This window comes from Campylobacter sp. CNRCH_2015_0338h (genome assembly GCF_025772785.1).
Classification (GTDB): domain Bacteria; phylum Campylobacterota; class Campylobacteria; order Campylobacterales; family Campylobacteraceae; genus Campylobacter_D.
In genome coordinates, this window is record NZ_JAKMST010000010.1 from 22,057 (window position 1) to 37,815 (window position 15,759).

Below are 15,759 nucleotides of genomic sequence, written 5' to 3' on the forward strand. Positions count from 1 at the left end.
TATTAATTTTTATATAATTTTTTTTTACAAAATTATTTTTGTGTGAAAAAAAGTAATTTTTAGTAAAATTCATTTGTTTTTGGTATAATTTTTGCTGATTAAAAATCATCTTAATCAAAAAGATGATTGCTTTTAAGGAAAGATAATGTTTAAAAAAATGTTCGTATGTATTTTAGCTTTGTTTTTTGGCGCTTGTGCTGTAAACCCTAAAAATCAAGGTGTAGCTAAGGTTAATGAAGTTATAAAAATCCAAGCACAGTGTTATAATCCTTCTGATTCTAAAGCATATGAAGCAAAAATTAAAGGTCTTGTGTATATTAGTGATGTAGGACTTAAGTATTGTACAAATAAAAGAACAATTGATAAAAGTGCTTCTTTGAAAAAAGTTTATATTCATAGAGTGTATGATTTAAATGAGAATTTGAAATATTCTTCTTCTAATGGAAATAATTATTATATTAATGAAAATTTTAACTACTATTTTTATGTGTTTTTAAAAGAAGAATTAGAAAATAGAGGTATAGTAGTGGTTGAAAATACACAAGATTCTCCTTATGTTTTAAGAGTAGATTTAAGTTTTAATGATTTTTATTCTAAATTTGATTCTAATTCTTTATTTTCAATTATTGCTAGTCAGCTAACATTAAAAGATATTAACACTAATAAAACTATTAACATTAAAACTAAACAAGAAGTTAAAGGTTTTTATAATATTAAAGATTTGCCTTTCTTCACTCAGCTTCTTATAAAGCAAGTAGCTAATAAATCTGCAGATATTATCAGCTCTTTGTGAGGTGTTTTAGTTGCCATGGATTTTCCTTTGCGAGCTTTTGTCCAGCTTGCAAGGAAGAGCTTTTAGAATATTCTTTAGGTATAAGAGAACTTGATAAAGGTTTTAAGGTTTATTATTTTTATCAATATGAACAAATTAAACATCTAATTTATTTTAAACACAAATTTCAAGGATATTTTGTTTTAAATGCGCTTGCAAAATTAAGTTTTGCTAAATTTAAAGATTTTTTTCAACCCTCTTGTAAAATTAATGCCATAGCCTTGGATGATAAAACATATAAAAACTACTCTCATACTGCTATTTTAACCAAACATTTAAAAACTCAATTTATAAAACCCATGTATCATGCTTTGCAAGCTAATTCAGAATTTAAATATAGTGGAAAAAGTTTGCAATTTCGTAAAGATAATAAAAGATCTTATAAGCTTTTAAAGTGTCCAAAATATCCTGTGATTTTAGTAGATGATGTTGTAACTACGGGATTAAGTTTGCTTGAAGCAAGAGAGCTTTTAGAAAAAAATAACATCGAAGTACTTTTTGCTTTAGTTTTAGCTAATGCAAAAGAATAATCTGCTAAAATATAAAGATTAATTTTAAGGATTTTTATGGAAAATATTTTTACTAAAGATTCAGATATTGAAAATATAGATATAGAAAGTTCTATAAAGAGTAGTTATTTAGATTATTCTATGAGTGTTATTATAGGCCGTGCTTTACCTGATGCTAGAGATGGGCTTAAACCTGTTCATAGAAGAATTTTATATGCTATGAATGATTTAGGTGTTGGAAGTCGTAGTGCGTATAAAAAATCAGCGCGTATAGTGGGTGATGTTATCGGTAAATACCATCCACATGGTGATACAGCTGTATATGATGCTTTAGTAAGAATGGCACAAGATTTTTCTATGCGTTATCCAAGCGTAGATGGGCAAGGAAACTTTGGTTCTATTGACGGTGATGGTGCTGCTGCGATGCGTTATACTGAAGCTAGGATGACGATTTTAGCTGAAGAACTTTTGCGTGATATAGAAAAAGATACAGTTGATTTTATACCAAATTATGATGATTCTATGAGTGAGCCTGATGTTTTACCTGCTAGGGTGCCAAATTTATTACTTAATGGTTCAAGTGGTATTGCAGTAGGTATGGCTACCAATATTCCTCCGCATAGCTTAAATGAGCTTATTGATGGTTTGCTTTATTTAATTGATAATAAAAATGCAAGCTTAGAAGAAATAATGCAATTTATCAAAGGCCCTGATTTTCCAACCGGTGGTATTATCTTTGGTAAAAAGGGTATTATAGAAGCTTACCGCACAGGTCGTGGTAGGGTAAAAGTAAGAGCAAAAACCCATATTGAAAAAAGAGCTAATAAAGATATTATTGTAATAGATGAACTTCCTTATCAAACCAATAAAGCAAGATTGATAGAGCAAATTGCTGAACTTGCTAAAGAAAAACAAATCGAAGGCATTGCTGAAGTTAGAGATGAGAGTGATAGAGAAGGAATTCGCGTAGTAATTGAGTTAAAACGCGATGCTATGAGCGAGATTGTGTTAAATAATCTTTTTAAATCCACCACTATGGAAAGCACTTTTGGTGTGATTATGCTTGCTATACATAATAAAGAACCAAAAGTTTTTTCTTTAATTGAACTTTTAAATTTATTCTTAAATCATAGAAAAACTGTAATTATTAGAAGAACTATTTATGAGCTGCAAAAAGCTAGAGCTAGAGCGCATATTTTAGAAGGTTTAAAAATTGCACTAGATAATATTGATGAAGTGATAGCTTTGATAAAAAACTCTCCTGATAATCCAACGGCTAAAAATTTATTAATGCAAAAATTTGGCTTAAGCGAGCTTCAATCTAATGCGATTTTAGATATGAAATTAGGTCGTTTAACAGGACTTGAAAGAGAAAAAATCGATAATGAATTAAGAGAATTATTAGCAGAAATAGAGAGGCTTGATCAAATTTTAAAAAGCGAAATTTTGCTTGAAAATTTAATCAAAGATGAGTTGAAAGAAATCAGAACAAAATTTGATGTACCAAGAATTACTCAAATTGAAGATGACTATGATGATATTGATATAGAAGATTTAATACCAAATGAAAATATGGTAGTTACTATCACTCATCGTGGCTATATTAAGCGTGTTCCAAGTAAGCAATATGAAAAACAAAAACGCGGTGGTAAAGGCAAGGTCGCGGTTACAACTTATGATGATGATTTTATAGAAAGTTTCTTTACGGCAAATACACATGATACCTTGATGTTTGTTACTGATCGTGGACAGCTTTATTGGCTTAAGGTTTATAAAATTCCTGAAGGAAGTAGAACTGCTAAAGGCAAAGCTGTGGTTAATCTCATTAATCTACAAGCAGATGAAAAAATCATGGCAATTATTCCAACCACTGATTTTGATGAGAGCAAATCATTGTGTTTCTTTACTAAAAATGGTATCGTAAAACGCACAAATTTAAGTGAATATCAAAACATCAGAAGCGTGGGTGTAAAAGCGATTAATCTAGATGAAAATGATGAACTTGTTACTGCAATTATCGTAGCAAGGGATGAAAATGAAATTGTAAATATAAATACAGACGAAAACTTAGAAGCAGAAGATAATCTGGAAATTGAAACAAATGAAAATAGCGAAGAGCTTGAAATTGTTAGTGGTAAAATGCTTTTTGTAGTTACTAAAAAAGGTATGTGTATTAAATTCCCACTTGCTAAAGTTAGAGAGATTGGCCGCGTAAGTAGAGGGGTGACTGCGATTAAATTTAAAGAAAAAGATGATGAAGTTGTGGGTGCTGTTGTTATAGAAAATGACGCTCAAGAAATCTTAAGCGTAAGCGCAAAAGGTATAGGTAAGCGTACTGATGCAGGTGAATATAGACTTCAAAGTAGAGGTGGTAAGGGTGTAATATGCATGAAACTTACTGCTAAAACAAAAGATTTAATCGGAATAGTCATAGTCGATGAAAGTATGGATTTAATGGCATTAACAAGCAGTGGTAAGATGATACGCGTTGATATGCAAAGTATTAGAAAAGCAGGTAGAAACACAAGTGGTGTAATTGTTGTTAATGTGGAAAATGATGAAGTGGTAAGCATTGCTAAATGTCCTAAAGAAGAAGATGAGGAATTAGATGCTGAAACTAATATGGATTTAAATTTAGAATAGTAAAATTCTGGAATGCTTTTTGCTATCTTAAATAATATCAAATAAATTGAAGGTGTAAAAATGAAAAAAGTTATTTTTATGTTTTGTTTGGCTTTAGGTTTTAGTGCGTGTGCACTAGATCAAAGAGGTACGAAACCTGCTCAAGCTCAAGCTACTCAAGCTGCAAGTTCTGATGTTGTAGTTCAAAAAGTAGACAAAGATGATGTGCGTAATATCATTAGAGAAGAAAAAATGCTTGCAAATGATACAAGCACAGACAATGATTTAACTTTTACAGCAGTGGGTGAGGGTATTGCTCCTTTAAATACAGTTTCTGTTGGTCAAGCTTTGGCTTTAGCTAAAAGAGCAGCAATCACTGATGCTTATAGACAATTAGCTAGTAAGTTATATGGTGTAAGAGTTAATGGTAAAGATACAGTAAAAGATGCAATGCTTAAAAGTTCAACTATTACAGCACAAGTAAATGGTTTGATTAAAAATGCAAGTGTAGTTGATCAAGACTTTAAAGATGGTCTTTATAGAGTAAATGTAGAACTTAAAATCGATGCTGACAAGTGGAAAGAATTGTTTGCTTATTAATCCTTATAATTTTTAATGCTACTGCCCAAGATGAGTTTATATTTTGGGCAGAACTCTCTAATAAAAATTTAATCCTTTTTCATCAAAATGAAACTATTTCTATGGCTATGACCAAGAGCAAAAAAAAGAATTTAGAATATGCTTGTGAGTTAGTTTATACATCAAGTGACTTGAAGTCTTTAGTGCGCAATGATTTTGGCATGGTAGATGAAGAGAAAATGACAAAATTAGATAAATTTAATTTTTTAAATGCTCACAAAAATGATTTAATTGATTGCTTTTTTAATGCAAAAATAGATGTAAAAGATTTTGTAAAAAGTGAACAAGCAAGTGCGCAAAGTGAAACTTATGTAAGAATTTTACCTTTAAGATTTATAGTTGAATTTCATGATAATAGTGCCTTTGTATATTATCTTAAATAAATACAAAGCTAGCTTTTATAAAAATCAAGTTAAAATACTTAAAAAAATATTAAGAGTATAAAATGCAAAAAAGTATCCCTTGTTATTTATTATTTAAATATTTGCGTTTTGATAAAGATCAACCCTTTATCATGCTTTCAAAAATTTTAGCCTTTTTAGGTGTGAGTATAGGGCTTTGCGTGCTTTTAGTTGCAATGGCTATTATGAATGGTTTTGATAAGGAATTTGAAAGAAAACTTTTTACTATGAATTATCCTATCACTATATTGCCACGTTTTGGAGCAAGTGTGGATGATAAATTATTACAAGAATTAAGAATCAAATTTCCAAATTTATTATTTAGTCCTTATATTGCTACTCAAGTTATAGCAAGAAATGATTTAAAATTAGAAGGCGGTATGCTTTTTGGGGTTAATTTTGAAGATGAAAAAAAGATCAATGAGGTAGTAGCTCAAGCTTTAGAAGATAAAAAATTAGATAATTTTGATATTTTAATTGGTAAGGGTTTAAAAGAAGAATTTGGACTAGATTATAATGAAAAAATAACTCTAATTTTTTCCAATCTTAATGCTAGTGGTCTTTCGCTTATCCCGCAGGTTAAAAGATTTGATGTTAAGGCTGATTTTTCTTCAGGGTTATTAGCCTATGATAAAGCTTATATGTATACAGATGCTAGAGCCTTAGCTAAAATTTTATCATATCCTCAAGGAAATTATGATGGAGTGCATGTGTATTCAAATAAACCCTTTGAAGATATTAAACAAATTGATGTTTTTTTGGGTGCAAGATATGCTAGCATCGGTTGGTGGGAACAAAATGGGAATTTCTTTGCAGCTCTTGCTTTAGAAAAAAGGGCTTTGTTTATAGTATTAATGTTGATTATTTTAGTTGCAAGTTTAAACATAGTAAGCTCTTTATTGATGATAGTGATGAATAGACGCAGCGAAATAGCTTTATTGCTTTCCTTAGGTGCTAGTAAGCTAGAGATTAAAAAAACCTTTTTTTCTTTAGGGTTTTTAATAGGTGGAAGTGGTATTATAGCAGGTGTGATTCTTGCAGCTATAGCTTTGTGGGTGCTTGGAAATTTTGATATTATTTCTTTGCCAAGCGATGTTTATGGTATGAGTAAATTGCCTTTAGAACTTTCTTTAGTTGATTTTTGTATTACACTTTTTGGAGCTATTGTGATTGTAAGTTTATCTTCTTATTATCCTGCCAAAAAAGCAACTCAAGTAGATATTTTAGATACTTTAAGAAACGAATAAATTGTAAAAATTTATTCGTTTAAGAATTTTTGAATTTCGTTAAAAAAGCTTTCATAACTAATATCTTTTATGGTTTTAATAAATTTTCCCTTTTCATCAATCAGATAAAATTCACCACTATGTGCTATAGAATACCCCATAGCAGAATCTTTAAGATTGATTTTTTCATATACCACACCATAATTTTTAGTAACTTTTTCTAATTCTTTTTCATCTTTAGCAATTAAAGCAGTAGAATTTGGATAAAAATATTTTACCCATTGACTAGTTTGAGTTAGATTGCTATCTCTTGCTGGATCTAGTGAGATAAACACCACATGAGCTTTTTCTTTATTTGGCATTTTTTCTAAAACATTAGCAATTAAGGCAAGTTCACTAGGGCAAACATCAGGACAATATGTATAGCCAAAATATACAATCAATTTTTTACCGATAAAATCTTTTAAACTAAGCATGCCTTTTTCAGAATTTAAGTGAAAATTGTATTTGTTATTTTCAAAATACTGCACTGATATAAAAAATACCCCAAAAATTACCACAATTAATAAAAAAATATTTATTTTTTTCATATTTTACCTTTTTACATCAAAGTCAAAATAAAAATCTAGCGGAGTTTCATCATCAAAAAGTTCTATTCTAAAACGCATCACATCTAGTGTGCAAGAACTTAAAACTAATTTAGCATGATAAGTGTTGTTGATTTTTTTAAATTGTGGAACAATATCTCCCATATACATATTAAGTCCATAAACTCTAGCGTTTAGTTTTTTAAACTCACCTAAATTAGTGATATTTAAATCAAGTTCATTTAGTGTAACTATAGGCTTTGGGTTTAAATTTATCAAGATTTTTTTATCTTTAAAATTATACTCACACTCTTGAGTGTTTAGATCGCATGCTAAAGGCGTTAGAGTGGTGATTAACTCTCTTTTTTTTCCAGAATTTGTTGAATTAGTATAAAAATAAGCCCCGCATATAGCAAAGACTATAGCTAGGGCAAAGACAAGTAGATTTTTCATTATTTTTTAATACTTCTTGACTTGATATCTTTTAGTTCAATTGTGCTATTATCATCAAAATATAGTGTTAAATTAGCTTTGGTTTGAGGTGTGATATTTTCTTTAAGATTTAGTATCATAATATGCATGCCACCTGGCTTAAGTTCAGCACTTGAATTAGCTTTTATAGTAATTTGAGGGATTTGCACCATCATTTTTTTACCATTTTCCATGATATGATCGTGAATTTCGGTTGTATCACTTAATGAGCTTTGAGCTTTTATTAGTTTTATATCTTTATCAGAATTATTTTTAAGCTCTAAAAAAATTGCTGTTGTTTTAGAATTTGGCGGAGTTTGTCTAACATAAGGATCATTTATAGTGATTTCATTTGCAATAGCAAAGGTGCTTAATATAGCTAAACTAAGTAATTTTTTCATTATCATTCCTTTATATTTTTTAGTCAATCATAAACATTATACACGGAAAAAATTAAAAATATATTTATTGTAAAAATATTATAATTATCTCTTTGTTGTTTTAAATTTTAATAGAAAGGTATAAATTGTTTAAAACTATATTAGTATTATTTAGTTTGGTTGTATTTGTAAATGCAATCGATCTTGCAAAAATTTATTTAAATCAAGGTATTGATGCAGTTGAAAAGGTGTTAGAGCAAGAATTAAGTAAGAAAGATTTTTGGCTTGATGAGATAAAAGATAAAAATGTTAGCCTTGGTTACTATGAAGAAAATGTAGCTATTGTATTGACTAATAAAAGCGATAAAATCATTAGAGTTTATCATTATAATGATGGAAAAGTAGAAAAGAAATTTATTCAAAAAGATGTTTTAACTGGTTTGGCTGGAGATAAAGAAATAGAAGGGGATTTAAAAACTCCTATAGGTTTTTATGAGCTTGGAAAGAAATTTTATCCTGGTGACCCATATTATGGACCATTTGCTTTTGCGACAACTTATCCAAACGTTTTAGATAAAACTTTAGGTAAAACAGGTGGTGGAATTTGGATTCATGGATATCCTTTAGATGGAACGCGTTTGGATACTTATAAAACTAGAGGCTGCATTGCTGTACAAAATGATTTACTAGAAGATTTTAATAAATTAGTCGCTAATAGAAAATCATATGCAATGACAGAAGAAAAAAATAAAGTAAGAACAAACCATGAAGAAGTTGCTATTTTGTTAGCAAATTTATTTGCTTGGAAAGACAGTTGGCAAAAAAGTGACATTGACAAATACTTATCTTTTTATGATCAAAAAATATTCAAACATAAAAATAAATTTTCATATGAGCAGTTTGCAAAAAACAAACAAAGAATTTTTGCTAAAAAAGAAGAAAAAACTATTAAATTTTCAGATCTTAGCATAAGTCCTTATCCAAATGAAAAAAATGAGAAGATTTTTAGAATAGGATTTTATGAAGATTATCGTAGTACTAATTATAAATTCAAAGGAGAAAAAGTTCTTTATGTTAAGCTAGTTGAAGATAAAATGCAAATTTTAGCTGAACAATAATGGCTTATATAAAAATCGATCGCTTAGCTTATGAGTATAATCTTGACCTAATAGCCTCTAAGGCTGGAGGTTATGAAAAAGTAATTTGTGTTTTTAAAGATAATGCTTATGGTCATGGAGCTAAACTTTTAGCTCCTATAGCTAGAGCAAAAGGTATAAATTTTATAGCCGTAAAAAATGAAGACGAAGCAAAAGAGCTTGAAAATATTTTTGATAATGTCTTAATTTTATCTCATCATCCGCATGGTAATGAAAGTGAAAAATTTATTTATGCATTAAATGCAAAAAATGACATAAAAAAGCTTAAAAAAAATACAAAAATTCATTTAGTCATAGATACAAACATGCATAGAAATGGAATTTTGCTTGAAGAAATTCAAGAAGTGATGCAAGGGTTAAAAAGTAATAATTTGATACTTCATGGAGTGATGATGCATTTTGCAGGAAGTGATGAAGTAGATGCAAGTTATTTTGTGCAAAAACAAAAATTTCAATACGCTAAAAAGTTAATTTATAATTTATTACAAGAAGAGGCTAAGAACTTAGTATTTCATTCTCATAATTCTGAAGCTTTATTTAGAGCAAATACTTTAGAAGATGATGAGTATTGTAGAGTAGGGCTTGTACAGTTTGGTTATACGCATTTTAATAAAGACTTGCGTAGGGTTTTGAGTTTATGGGCTGAAAAATTAAGCCAAAGAGTGTTAAAAAAAGGTCAAAGTGTTGGTTATGGTGGAATGTATAGTGCAAAAGAAGATATCGAAATAGCAACTTATGATTTAGGTTATGCTGATGGGCTTTTGCGTTATGATGGTAAAAAAGATTTTTTTCTTCCTAATGGTAAAAAAATACTTGGAAAAATGTCTATGGATAGCTTTTCTTGCGAGAATGATAGTGAGGTAATTTGTGTTATGAATGATGCAAATGTTATGGCCAACTTTTTTAATACTATTAATTATGAAATTTTAGTAAAACTTTCTCCAAATTTAAAAAGAATTGTAATTTAAGATAAAAAGTACTAATATATCTAAAGAAAGGATAAATATGGCATTTTTAAATTGGGCTATTTTAATTTTATTTTTATTTATAGTGTTTTTGCTGATTAATCGTTATGAAAGAAAAATAAAGATTTTGCATAAAAATATAGAGATTTTAAAAAATGAATGCAAGAAAAATAGTGAAAACATAGAACAAAATAGAATTTTAATAGAAAAAAATAGATCAAACATTGAAGATATTAAACATCAAGATTAGTTTTCAATCTTGAAGTGTTTTAGCTATAAGTTCTAATGGGTGTAAAAATCTTGTGGAAATTTTTTCATGCTCTAATGCATTTGAAATTTGCATTCTACAAGCTGAGCACTCTGCACTAATGATTTCTACATTACTTTTTTGTATGTTTTGAGCTTTTTTTATGCCAACTTGCAAAGCTTTTTCATAATGATCAGTTTGCATGCTAACTCCACCAAAACCACAGCACTCATTTGACTTGATAAGTTCTTTAAAAGCATAATTTTGCTTTAGTAAAGCTCTTGGTTCTTTAAAAACTCCTTGCATTTTTCTTGCATGGCAAGGATCATGATATGCGATTTTTGTATTTGTTTTTTTCTTTGTTTTTAAAAGTTCTTCTAAATTAGTGTATTCATAAAAATATTTTGTTGCAAGTAGTATTTTACTGGAAATATTTTTAGCTCTTATTGCCCATTCTTCATCATTTTGCATATGGAAAAAATGTTCATAGTCTATATTAATCATCGCAGAGCAGGTCGCTTCTGGGATAATGATATAATCTAGTGTTTTTAATTTTTCCTCAAAATAAATGATATTTTTTTTAGCTAATTTTTCTACGCTGTTAAAATCTCCGGTAAAATAATGAGGAGCACCACAACAAGATTGATCTTTTAATAAATCTACATTGATTTTAAGATGTTTACAAATTTCAAGCAAGGCAAAACCTGTATTAGTGTAGGAATAATTAGATAAACAACCTATAAAAAGTCCTATAGTTTTTTCGCCTTGATTGTTTATAAAATCAGGATTAGAGGCTAAAAAACTTTTCTTAGCTAAAGAAGGCAATAAGCGGTCTTTTTTGATTAATGGTAGGCTAAATTTAGCTTTCATTCCTAAATTTTTATGTTGCAAGCTAAAAGCACAACTTTGAAAAACATAGCCTAATCTTGCTAAGATATCTAAAATCTTTCTGTGTCTTAAAAAAAAGAAAGCAAGCTTTTTATACCATGCTATGCCAAATTTTTGAGCTATATCAAAGCGTGCTTTTTCAATAGCACTATCTACTCTTAAATGACTTGGACAAACTTCAACGCAATTTGTACATAAAAAACATGATTCGAAAGTTTTTTTAAGATTTTTATCAAGTTCTAGTTCTTGATTTTTATAAGCACTAATTAAATCCAAAAAACCACGAGGAGAAGTGCTCTCATCGCGGTTTATCTCATGTATAGTACAAACTGGTATGCATTTGCCACATTTTACGCAAGCGTTAGAAATTTCATTAACATTTAGCATATTAAACCGTTTTAGAAAATACTTTTTTATCTTCGCTAATGCGTTTTAAATATTTATCAAAACACATAGCAATATTACGTATTAAAAGTACTCCTGTTTCATTAACTTTGATATAATTTTCATCTATAGTGACAAATTCGCTTAGTTCTTCAAGTTCTTTTAAATCTTGTTTAAAATATTCAAAAAAATCAATCTTAAATTTATTTTCTATATTTTTTATATTAAGTGCAAAATTACTCATAAGTTCCATAATAACAGCTTTTCTTAATTCATCATCATCATCAAGCATAATACCTTTTTCACAAGGTAATCTACCTTCATCAATAGCTTTTTCATAACTTGGCATGTCTTTGAAATTTTGCATATAATGTCTTTGTCCTTCGCCTATACTTGTTAAGCCAATACCAATTAAATCAGTTCCACCTTTTGTAGTATAGCCTTGGAAATTTCTATGCAAGCTACCATTTTCTAAAGCTTTAAAAAGTTCATCTTGTGGTTTTGCAAAATGATCCATTCCTATCATTTTATAACCATTTTGAGTTAAAAATTTTTCACAGTATTCTAAAATCTGAAGTTTTACATCAGGGCTTGGTAATGTGCTTTCATCAAATTTTCTCATATTTTTTTTAAGCCAAGGCACATGTGCATAGTTAAAAATAGCAAAACGATCAGGATTGATTAGTAATGCTTTTTCTAAAGTTTGCTTAAAACTTTCTAGACTTTGATAAGGAAGACCGTAGATTAAATCCATATTTACTGAATTAATTCCCTTTTTTCTTACCATATCTACTGCGTTTTTGGTTAATTCAAAAGGTTGAATTCTATGAATTTCCTTTTGAACTTTTTCATCAAAATCTTGCACGCCAAAACTAATACGGTTAAAACCATTTTGAATCAAAACATCAGCTTGTTCTTCATTTAAAAATCTAGGATCAATCTCACAGCTTACTTCACTATCTTGGGTAAAATTCGGAAAAATGCTTTTAATTTTTAAAATCAAACTTTGTAATTGTTTGGCGCAAAAGAAAGTGGGTGTACCACCACCAAAATGCATTTGAGCTACTTCTCTTTGGGTGTTGATGATATTTGCTAAAAGATCAAGTTCTTTAAAAAGATAATTTAAATATTTTTCTTTGCTTTCTTCTTTAGCAGTATATATTACATTACAACCACAAAAATAGCAAGCGCTTCTACAAAAAGGCAAATGAAAATACAAAGACAATTGTGCTTTTTGATCTTTTAAAATTTGTATATAATCTTCATATTTAAACTGAGTGTTAAATTCTACTGCAGTAGGATAAGATGTATATCTTGGGCCTGCTTTGGAGTATTTAACAAAGCTTTTATAATCTTTCATTTGGTTTTACCTTTTGCATCATTTCTTTCATGTTAATAAACAAATTAGGATGTTTAGCATGAATATTGCTAATTAGTTGATCTAAATCAATATTTACTTCTTTTACGCCTTTGGTAACTTGATGTTTAATCTCATCCATAGCAACTGTCCAAACATCGTTAAAATCAATAGGAATTTGTTGATAAATAGCCTTTTCTAATTTGAGTTCAAAATTATCTTTTTGCACCTCTTTGGCATTTTGTAAAAACTCAATTAGGGTTTTTACTGAAAACATAGTTTTAACTTCGCCATTTTCATCTACTATAAACCATGGTTCAGGTGCTAATTCATGGCCATTTTTTAAGCTTAATTTTTTTTCTTTTTCGTTTATATGAGTTAGATGAAATATGGTTTGATTGTGTTTTTCTATACCCAAATAATTTGATAATTCATTGATGATATCTTGAGAACTTTTTTTACTTAGACTATCCAATCTTACTCCTTGTTTAATAATTTTGCAATTTCTTTTGCATGATAAGTTATGATAAGCTTAGCTCCTGCTCTTTTAAATGCAAGCATGGTTTCAAGTACTATTTTTTCATAATCAATCACACCTGCTTTTTGACCTGCTTTTAATAAAGCATATTCACCACTTACATTATATACACAAAGTGGAAGTTTGGAATGATTTGCTATATCTTTAACTACATCTAAATACGCAAGTGCTGGTTTAACCATCAAAATATCAGCACCTTGTTTTTCATCTTCTAAGCTCTCGCACAAGGCTTCTTTACCATTAGCAAAATCCATTTGATAGGTTTTTCTATCCCCATAGCTTGGCGCAGAATCAGCCACATCTCTAAAAGGTCCATAATAAGCTGAGGCAAATTTAGTAGAATAAGCCATAATAGGTAAATTCTCAAAATCATTTTCATCTAAAGTTTTTCTTAAAGTTTCAATAATGCCATCCATCATACCGCTTGGTGCTATCATATCAGCGCCATTTTTGGCATGAATTAGAGCTTGTTTGGCTGAAATTTCTAAAGTTAAATCATTATCCACACTTTTGCTTTTTGGATCAATAATACCACAATGACCATGATCAGTATACTCACAAAAACAAAGATCGGTAATCACTACTAAATTAGGAAATTTTGCCTTAATAGCTCTTAGACTTGTAGCAATCAAACCATCATTGCTCAATGCATCACTTCCACAGCTATCTTTTTTAGAACTTTCTAGCACACCAAATAAAATAATAGCTTTAATACCAAGACTAATTAGCTCTTCGCATTCTTTTAAAATTTCATCTAAGCTCATTTGAAACACACCTGGCATAGATGCGATTTCATTTTTAATATTAGTACCATTTACAACAAAAAGGGGGTAGATTAAATCATCTAAATTTAAAGTATTTTCTTTTACTAGACTTCTAATATTCTCATTTAGTCTTAATCTTCTAAAGCGTTTAAACATAAATTTCCTTTTTGTTTGTTAAAATTGCTTAAATTCTAGCATATTTTTTGTAAAAAGGTGAAGAAAATAATGACTATTCAAATTTCTGAAATAGCAAAACTTCCCACTCGTTTTGGAGAATTTAATATACAAAGTTTTAAAGAAAATGACAAAGAACATCTTTGTATTTTTAAAGGAAAATTAGAAAAAGAAGTTAATATTAGAATCCATTCAGAATGTTTAACAGGTGATGTTTTAGGAAGTTTAAAATGTGATTGCGGTGAGCAACTTGACTTTTCATTAAAATATATCCAAGAGCATGGTGGTATGGTGATTTATCTAAGACAGGAAGGAAGAGGTATAGGACTTTTTAATAAAATTAATGCTTATGCTTTACAAGATAAGGGTTTTAATACTATAGAGGCAAATCATCAATTAGGATTTAAAGCAGATGAGCGTAGTTATGAAATAGTAGATTTTATACTTAAACATTATCAGATTACTAAGATTAATCTTTTGACTAATAATCCTGAAAAACTTAGCTCTTTAAAAGGGAAAGTAAATTTAAGAATTCCTATTTTAATTGAAGCAAATCGTTTTAATAAAGATTATTTGGAAATTAAACATACGCAAATGGGGCATTTAAATTGAAAATTTATGAAGAGCAATTAAATTTTTTAAAAGATTTTGCAAATAAAGATGATTTTTACCAAAGAATCGCGCTTTATAAAGAGTTGTTAAAAAAATTTAATGCTGTGCATAATCTAACTCATCTTGAAAACATAGACGACAATATTATTGATAGTATAAAAATTTTAGACTATTGTGATTTGATTGATAAAAAAAAGGTTGTTGATGTTGGAAGTGGGGCTGGTTTTCCTGCAATATTTTTAGCATGTATTTTGGAAAATAGTAATTTTTTTCTATTTGAACCCAGTGTTAAAAAGGCTTCTTTTTTAAGAGTGATTAAAACTGAGCTTAATTTGATAAATGTAAATATCATAAAAGAAAAATTACAAAATCATCCACCTTTCAAAGTAGATTTAATCACATCAAGGGCTTTGATGGATATAAAACCTTTGATTGAAATTTCAAATGGTTTTTATGATGAAAAAACTTCATTTTTGCTTTATAAAGGTAGCGAGGTTTATGATGAACTACAAGGAATGAAAGATTATAAAATTTTCAACCGTGGTTTTAGAAATTATTGTCTTTTAAAAGTAAAGGAAAAGCTATGTTAATTTTTGGACATCCTTTGATAAATATGCAAAAATTTAGTCATTATGAAAATATTTTTATTAAAACCAATGTGAATTGTTTTGAATATGATGAATCGGTTATTAAAAATGCAAAAGATGAAAAAGTAGATTTTGGTATTTTTGTTAAAAACGAAGAAGAAATTTTACTTTCTAATGCATTGGGTGCAAAATATATTTTAATAAAAGATGAAAATTTGGCAAAAATTGCATCAAAGATGGCCGAGTTTTATATGTTTGATTCTAAAATTTTATTTTTACTTGATACTTTAAAAAATAACCTGAAAAAAGCTTATGAATTAAATGTAGATGGAGTTTGCTTAAAATCCTTCATCAACTAGACTAAACCCATTAAGGGTTTAAGTTAATTATTTAAAATTTTTTCTTTCTAGCATCCTCTA

General features: G+C 28.7%; 19 protein-coding genes. 12 read left to right on the forward strand and 7 right to left on the reverse strand.

The genetic code is table 11. The features are described 5' to 3' along the window. Positions 1 to 145 precede the first annotated feature (145 nt). The 6 genes from mapA to L8X30_RS07185 all read left to right on the forward strand — a co-directional run bounded on the left by mapA (position 146) and on the right by L8X30_RS07185 (position 6,250). Positions 146 to 793: an outer membrane lipoprotein MapA gene (gene mapA, locus L8X30_RS07160; RefSeq protein ID WP_263679641.1), complete on the forward strand. Its 648-nt coding sequence runs from the start codon at positions 146 to 148 to the stop codon at positions 791 to 793. After that, positions 790 to 1,362 (forward strand): ComF family protein, encoded by a 573-nt coding sequence (locus L8X30_RS07165; RefSeq protein WP_263679642.1) that lies wholly within the window; start codon positions 790 to 792, stop codon positions 1,360 to 1,362. The genes mapA and L8X30_RS07165 overlap by 4 nt, the downstream gene beginning before the upstream one ends. Before the next feature lie 36 nt (positions 1,363 to 1,398). Further along, positions 1,399 to 3,984: a DNA gyrase subunit A gene (gene gyrA / locus L8X30_RS07170; RefSeq protein WP_263679644.1), complete on the forward strand. Its 2,586-nt coding sequence runs from the start codon at positions 1,399 to 1,401 to the stop codon at positions 3,982 to 3,984. A 60-nt stretch (positions 3,985 to 4,044) separates the two neighbouring features. Further along, positions 4,045 to 4,563 carry an LPP20 family lipoprotein gene (locus L8X30_RS07175; protein WP_263679645.1) on the forward strand — a complete coding sequence of 173 codons (519 nt, stop codon included), beginning with the start codon at positions 4,045 to 4,047 and terminating at the stop codon, positions 4,561 to 4,563. Further along, positions 4,539 to 4,985, forward strand: coding sequence for a hypothetical protein (locus tag L8X30_RS07180; protein ID WP_263679646.1), 447 nt, complete (start codon positions 4,539 to 4,541; stop codon positions 4,983 to 4,985). The genes L8X30_RS07175 and L8X30_RS07180 overlap by 25 nt, the downstream gene beginning before the upstream one ends. Positions 4,986 to 5,047: 62 nt before the next feature. Continuing rightward, positions 5,048 to 6,250: an ABC transporter permease gene (locus L8X30_RS07185; RefSeq protein WP_263679647.1), complete on the forward strand. Its 1,203-nt coding sequence runs from the start codon at positions 5,048 to 5,050 to the stop codon at positions 6,248 to 6,250. A gap of 11 nt (positions 6,251 to 6,261) precedes the next feature. Here the strand turns inward: L8X30_RS07185 and L8X30_RS07190 are convergent, their stop codons facing one another. From L8X30_RS07190 to L8X30_RS07200, 3 genes are read right to left on the reverse strand one after another with little or no spacing between them, the layout of a single operon-like run. Next, positions 6,262 to 6,819, reverse strand: coding sequence for an SCO family protein (locus tag L8X30_RS07190; RefSeq protein WP_263679648.1), 558 nt, complete (start codon positions 6,817 to 6,819; stop codon positions 6,262 to 6,264). Between the two features lie 3 nt (positions 6,820 to 6,822). Further along, on the reverse strand, positions 6,823 to 7,269 hold the full coding sequence (locus tag L8X30_RS07195) for a hypothetical protein (RefSeq protein WP_263679649.1): 447 nt from the start codon (positions 7,267 to 7,269) through the stop codon (positions 6,823 to 6,825). Then, on the reverse strand, positions 7,269 to 7,688 hold the full coding sequence (locus tag L8X30_RS07200; RefSeq protein WP_039668649.1) for a copper chaperone PCu(A)C: 420 nt from the start codon (positions 7,686 to 7,688) through the stop codon (positions 7,269 to 7,271). The genes L8X30_RS07195 and L8X30_RS07200 overlap by 1 nt, the downstream gene beginning before the upstream one ends. 125 nt (positions 7,689 to 7,813) lie before the next feature. Between L8X30_RS07200 and L8X30_RS07205 the strand changes: the two genes are divergently transcribed. From L8X30_RS07205 to L8X30_RS07215, 3 genes are read left to right on the forward strand one after another with little or no spacing between them, the layout of a single operon-like run. Further along, positions 7,814 to 8,785 carry a L,D-transpeptidase family protein gene (locus L8X30_RS07205; RefSeq protein ID WP_263679650.1) on the forward strand — a complete coding sequence of 324 codons (972 nt, stop codon included), beginning with the start codon at positions 7,814 to 7,816 and terminating at the stop codon, positions 8,783 to 8,785. Next, the gene (locus L8X30_RS07210; RefSeq protein WP_263679651.1) at positions 8,785 to 9,792 is read left to right on the forward strand and encodes an alanine racemase; all 1,008 of its coding nucleotides are present in this window, start codon (positions 8,785 to 8,787) and stop codon (positions 9,790 to 9,792) included. Before L8X30_RS07205 ends, L8X30_RS07210 begins: the two co-directional genes overlap by 1 nt. 37 nt (positions 9,793 to 9,829) lie before the next feature. Next, entirely contained in the window at positions 9,830 to 10,039 is a 210-nt protein-coding gene (locus L8X30_RS07215) for a hypothetical protein (RefSeq protein ID WP_012661838.1), read from the forward strand. A 3-nt stretch (positions 10,040 to 10,042) separates the two neighbouring features. On the opposite strand, the gene L8X30_RS07220 is transcribed toward L8X30_RS07215, so the two are convergent. Genes L8X30_RS07220 through hemB form a run of 4 tightly spaced genes read right to left on the reverse strand, consistent with a single transcriptional unit; the run spans position 10,043 to position 14,123 of the window. Next, positions 10,043 to 11,311, reverse strand: coding sequence for a (Fe-S)-binding protein (locus L8X30_RS07220; protein ID WP_263679652.1), 1,269 nt, complete (start codon positions 11,309 to 11,311; stop codon positions 10,043 to 10,045). Between the two features lies 1 nt (position 11,312). Next, positions 11,313 to 12,668, reverse strand: a complete 1,356-nt coding sequence (gene hemN, locus L8X30_RS07225) for an oxygen-independent coproporphyrinogen III oxidase (RefSeq protein ID WP_263679653.1) — start codon at positions 12,666 to 12,668, stop codon at positions 11,313 to 11,315. Then, positions 12,655 to 13,140 (reverse strand): DUF2603 domain-containing protein, encoded by a 486-nt coding sequence (locus L8X30_RS07230; protein ID WP_263679654.1) that lies wholly within the window; start codon positions 13,138 to 13,140, stop codon positions 12,655 to 12,657. The genes hemN and L8X30_RS07230 overlap by 14 nt, the downstream gene beginning before the upstream one ends. Positions 13,141 to 13,142: 2 nt before the next feature. Beyond that, entirely contained in the window at positions 13,143 to 14,123 is a 981-nt protein-coding gene (gene hemB / locus L8X30_RS07235; RefSeq protein ID WP_263679655.1) for a porphobilinogen synthase, read from the reverse strand. A gap of 69 nt (positions 14,124 to 14,192) precedes the next feature. On the opposite strand from hemB, the gene ribA reads away from it, so the two are divergent. The 3 genes from ribA to L8X30_RS07250 are packed head-to-tail and all read left to right on the forward strand — an operon-like array spanning position 14,193 to position 15,699. Then, positions 14,193 to 14,753, forward strand: a complete 561-nt coding sequence (gene ribA / locus L8X30_RS07240) for a GTP cyclohydrolase II (protein ID WP_263679656.1) — start codon at positions 14,193 to 14,195, stop codon at positions 14,751 to 14,753. Between the two features lie 2 nt (positions 14,754 to 14,755). Next, positions 14,756 to 15,343: a 16S rRNA (guanine(527)-N(7))-methyltransferase RsmG gene (gene rsmG, locus L8X30_RS07245; RefSeq protein ID WP_412175509.1), complete on the forward strand. Its 588-nt coding sequence runs from the start codon at positions 14,756 to 14,758 to the stop codon at positions 15,341 to 15,343. Then, positions 15,337 to 15,699, forward strand: coding sequence for a hypothetical protein (locus L8X30_RS07250; protein WP_263664190.1), 363 nt, complete (start codon positions 15,337 to 15,339; stop codon positions 15,697 to 15,699). The genes rsmG and L8X30_RS07250 overlap by 7 nt, the downstream gene beginning before the upstream one ends. Positions 15,700 to 15,759 lie beyond the last annotated feature (60 nt).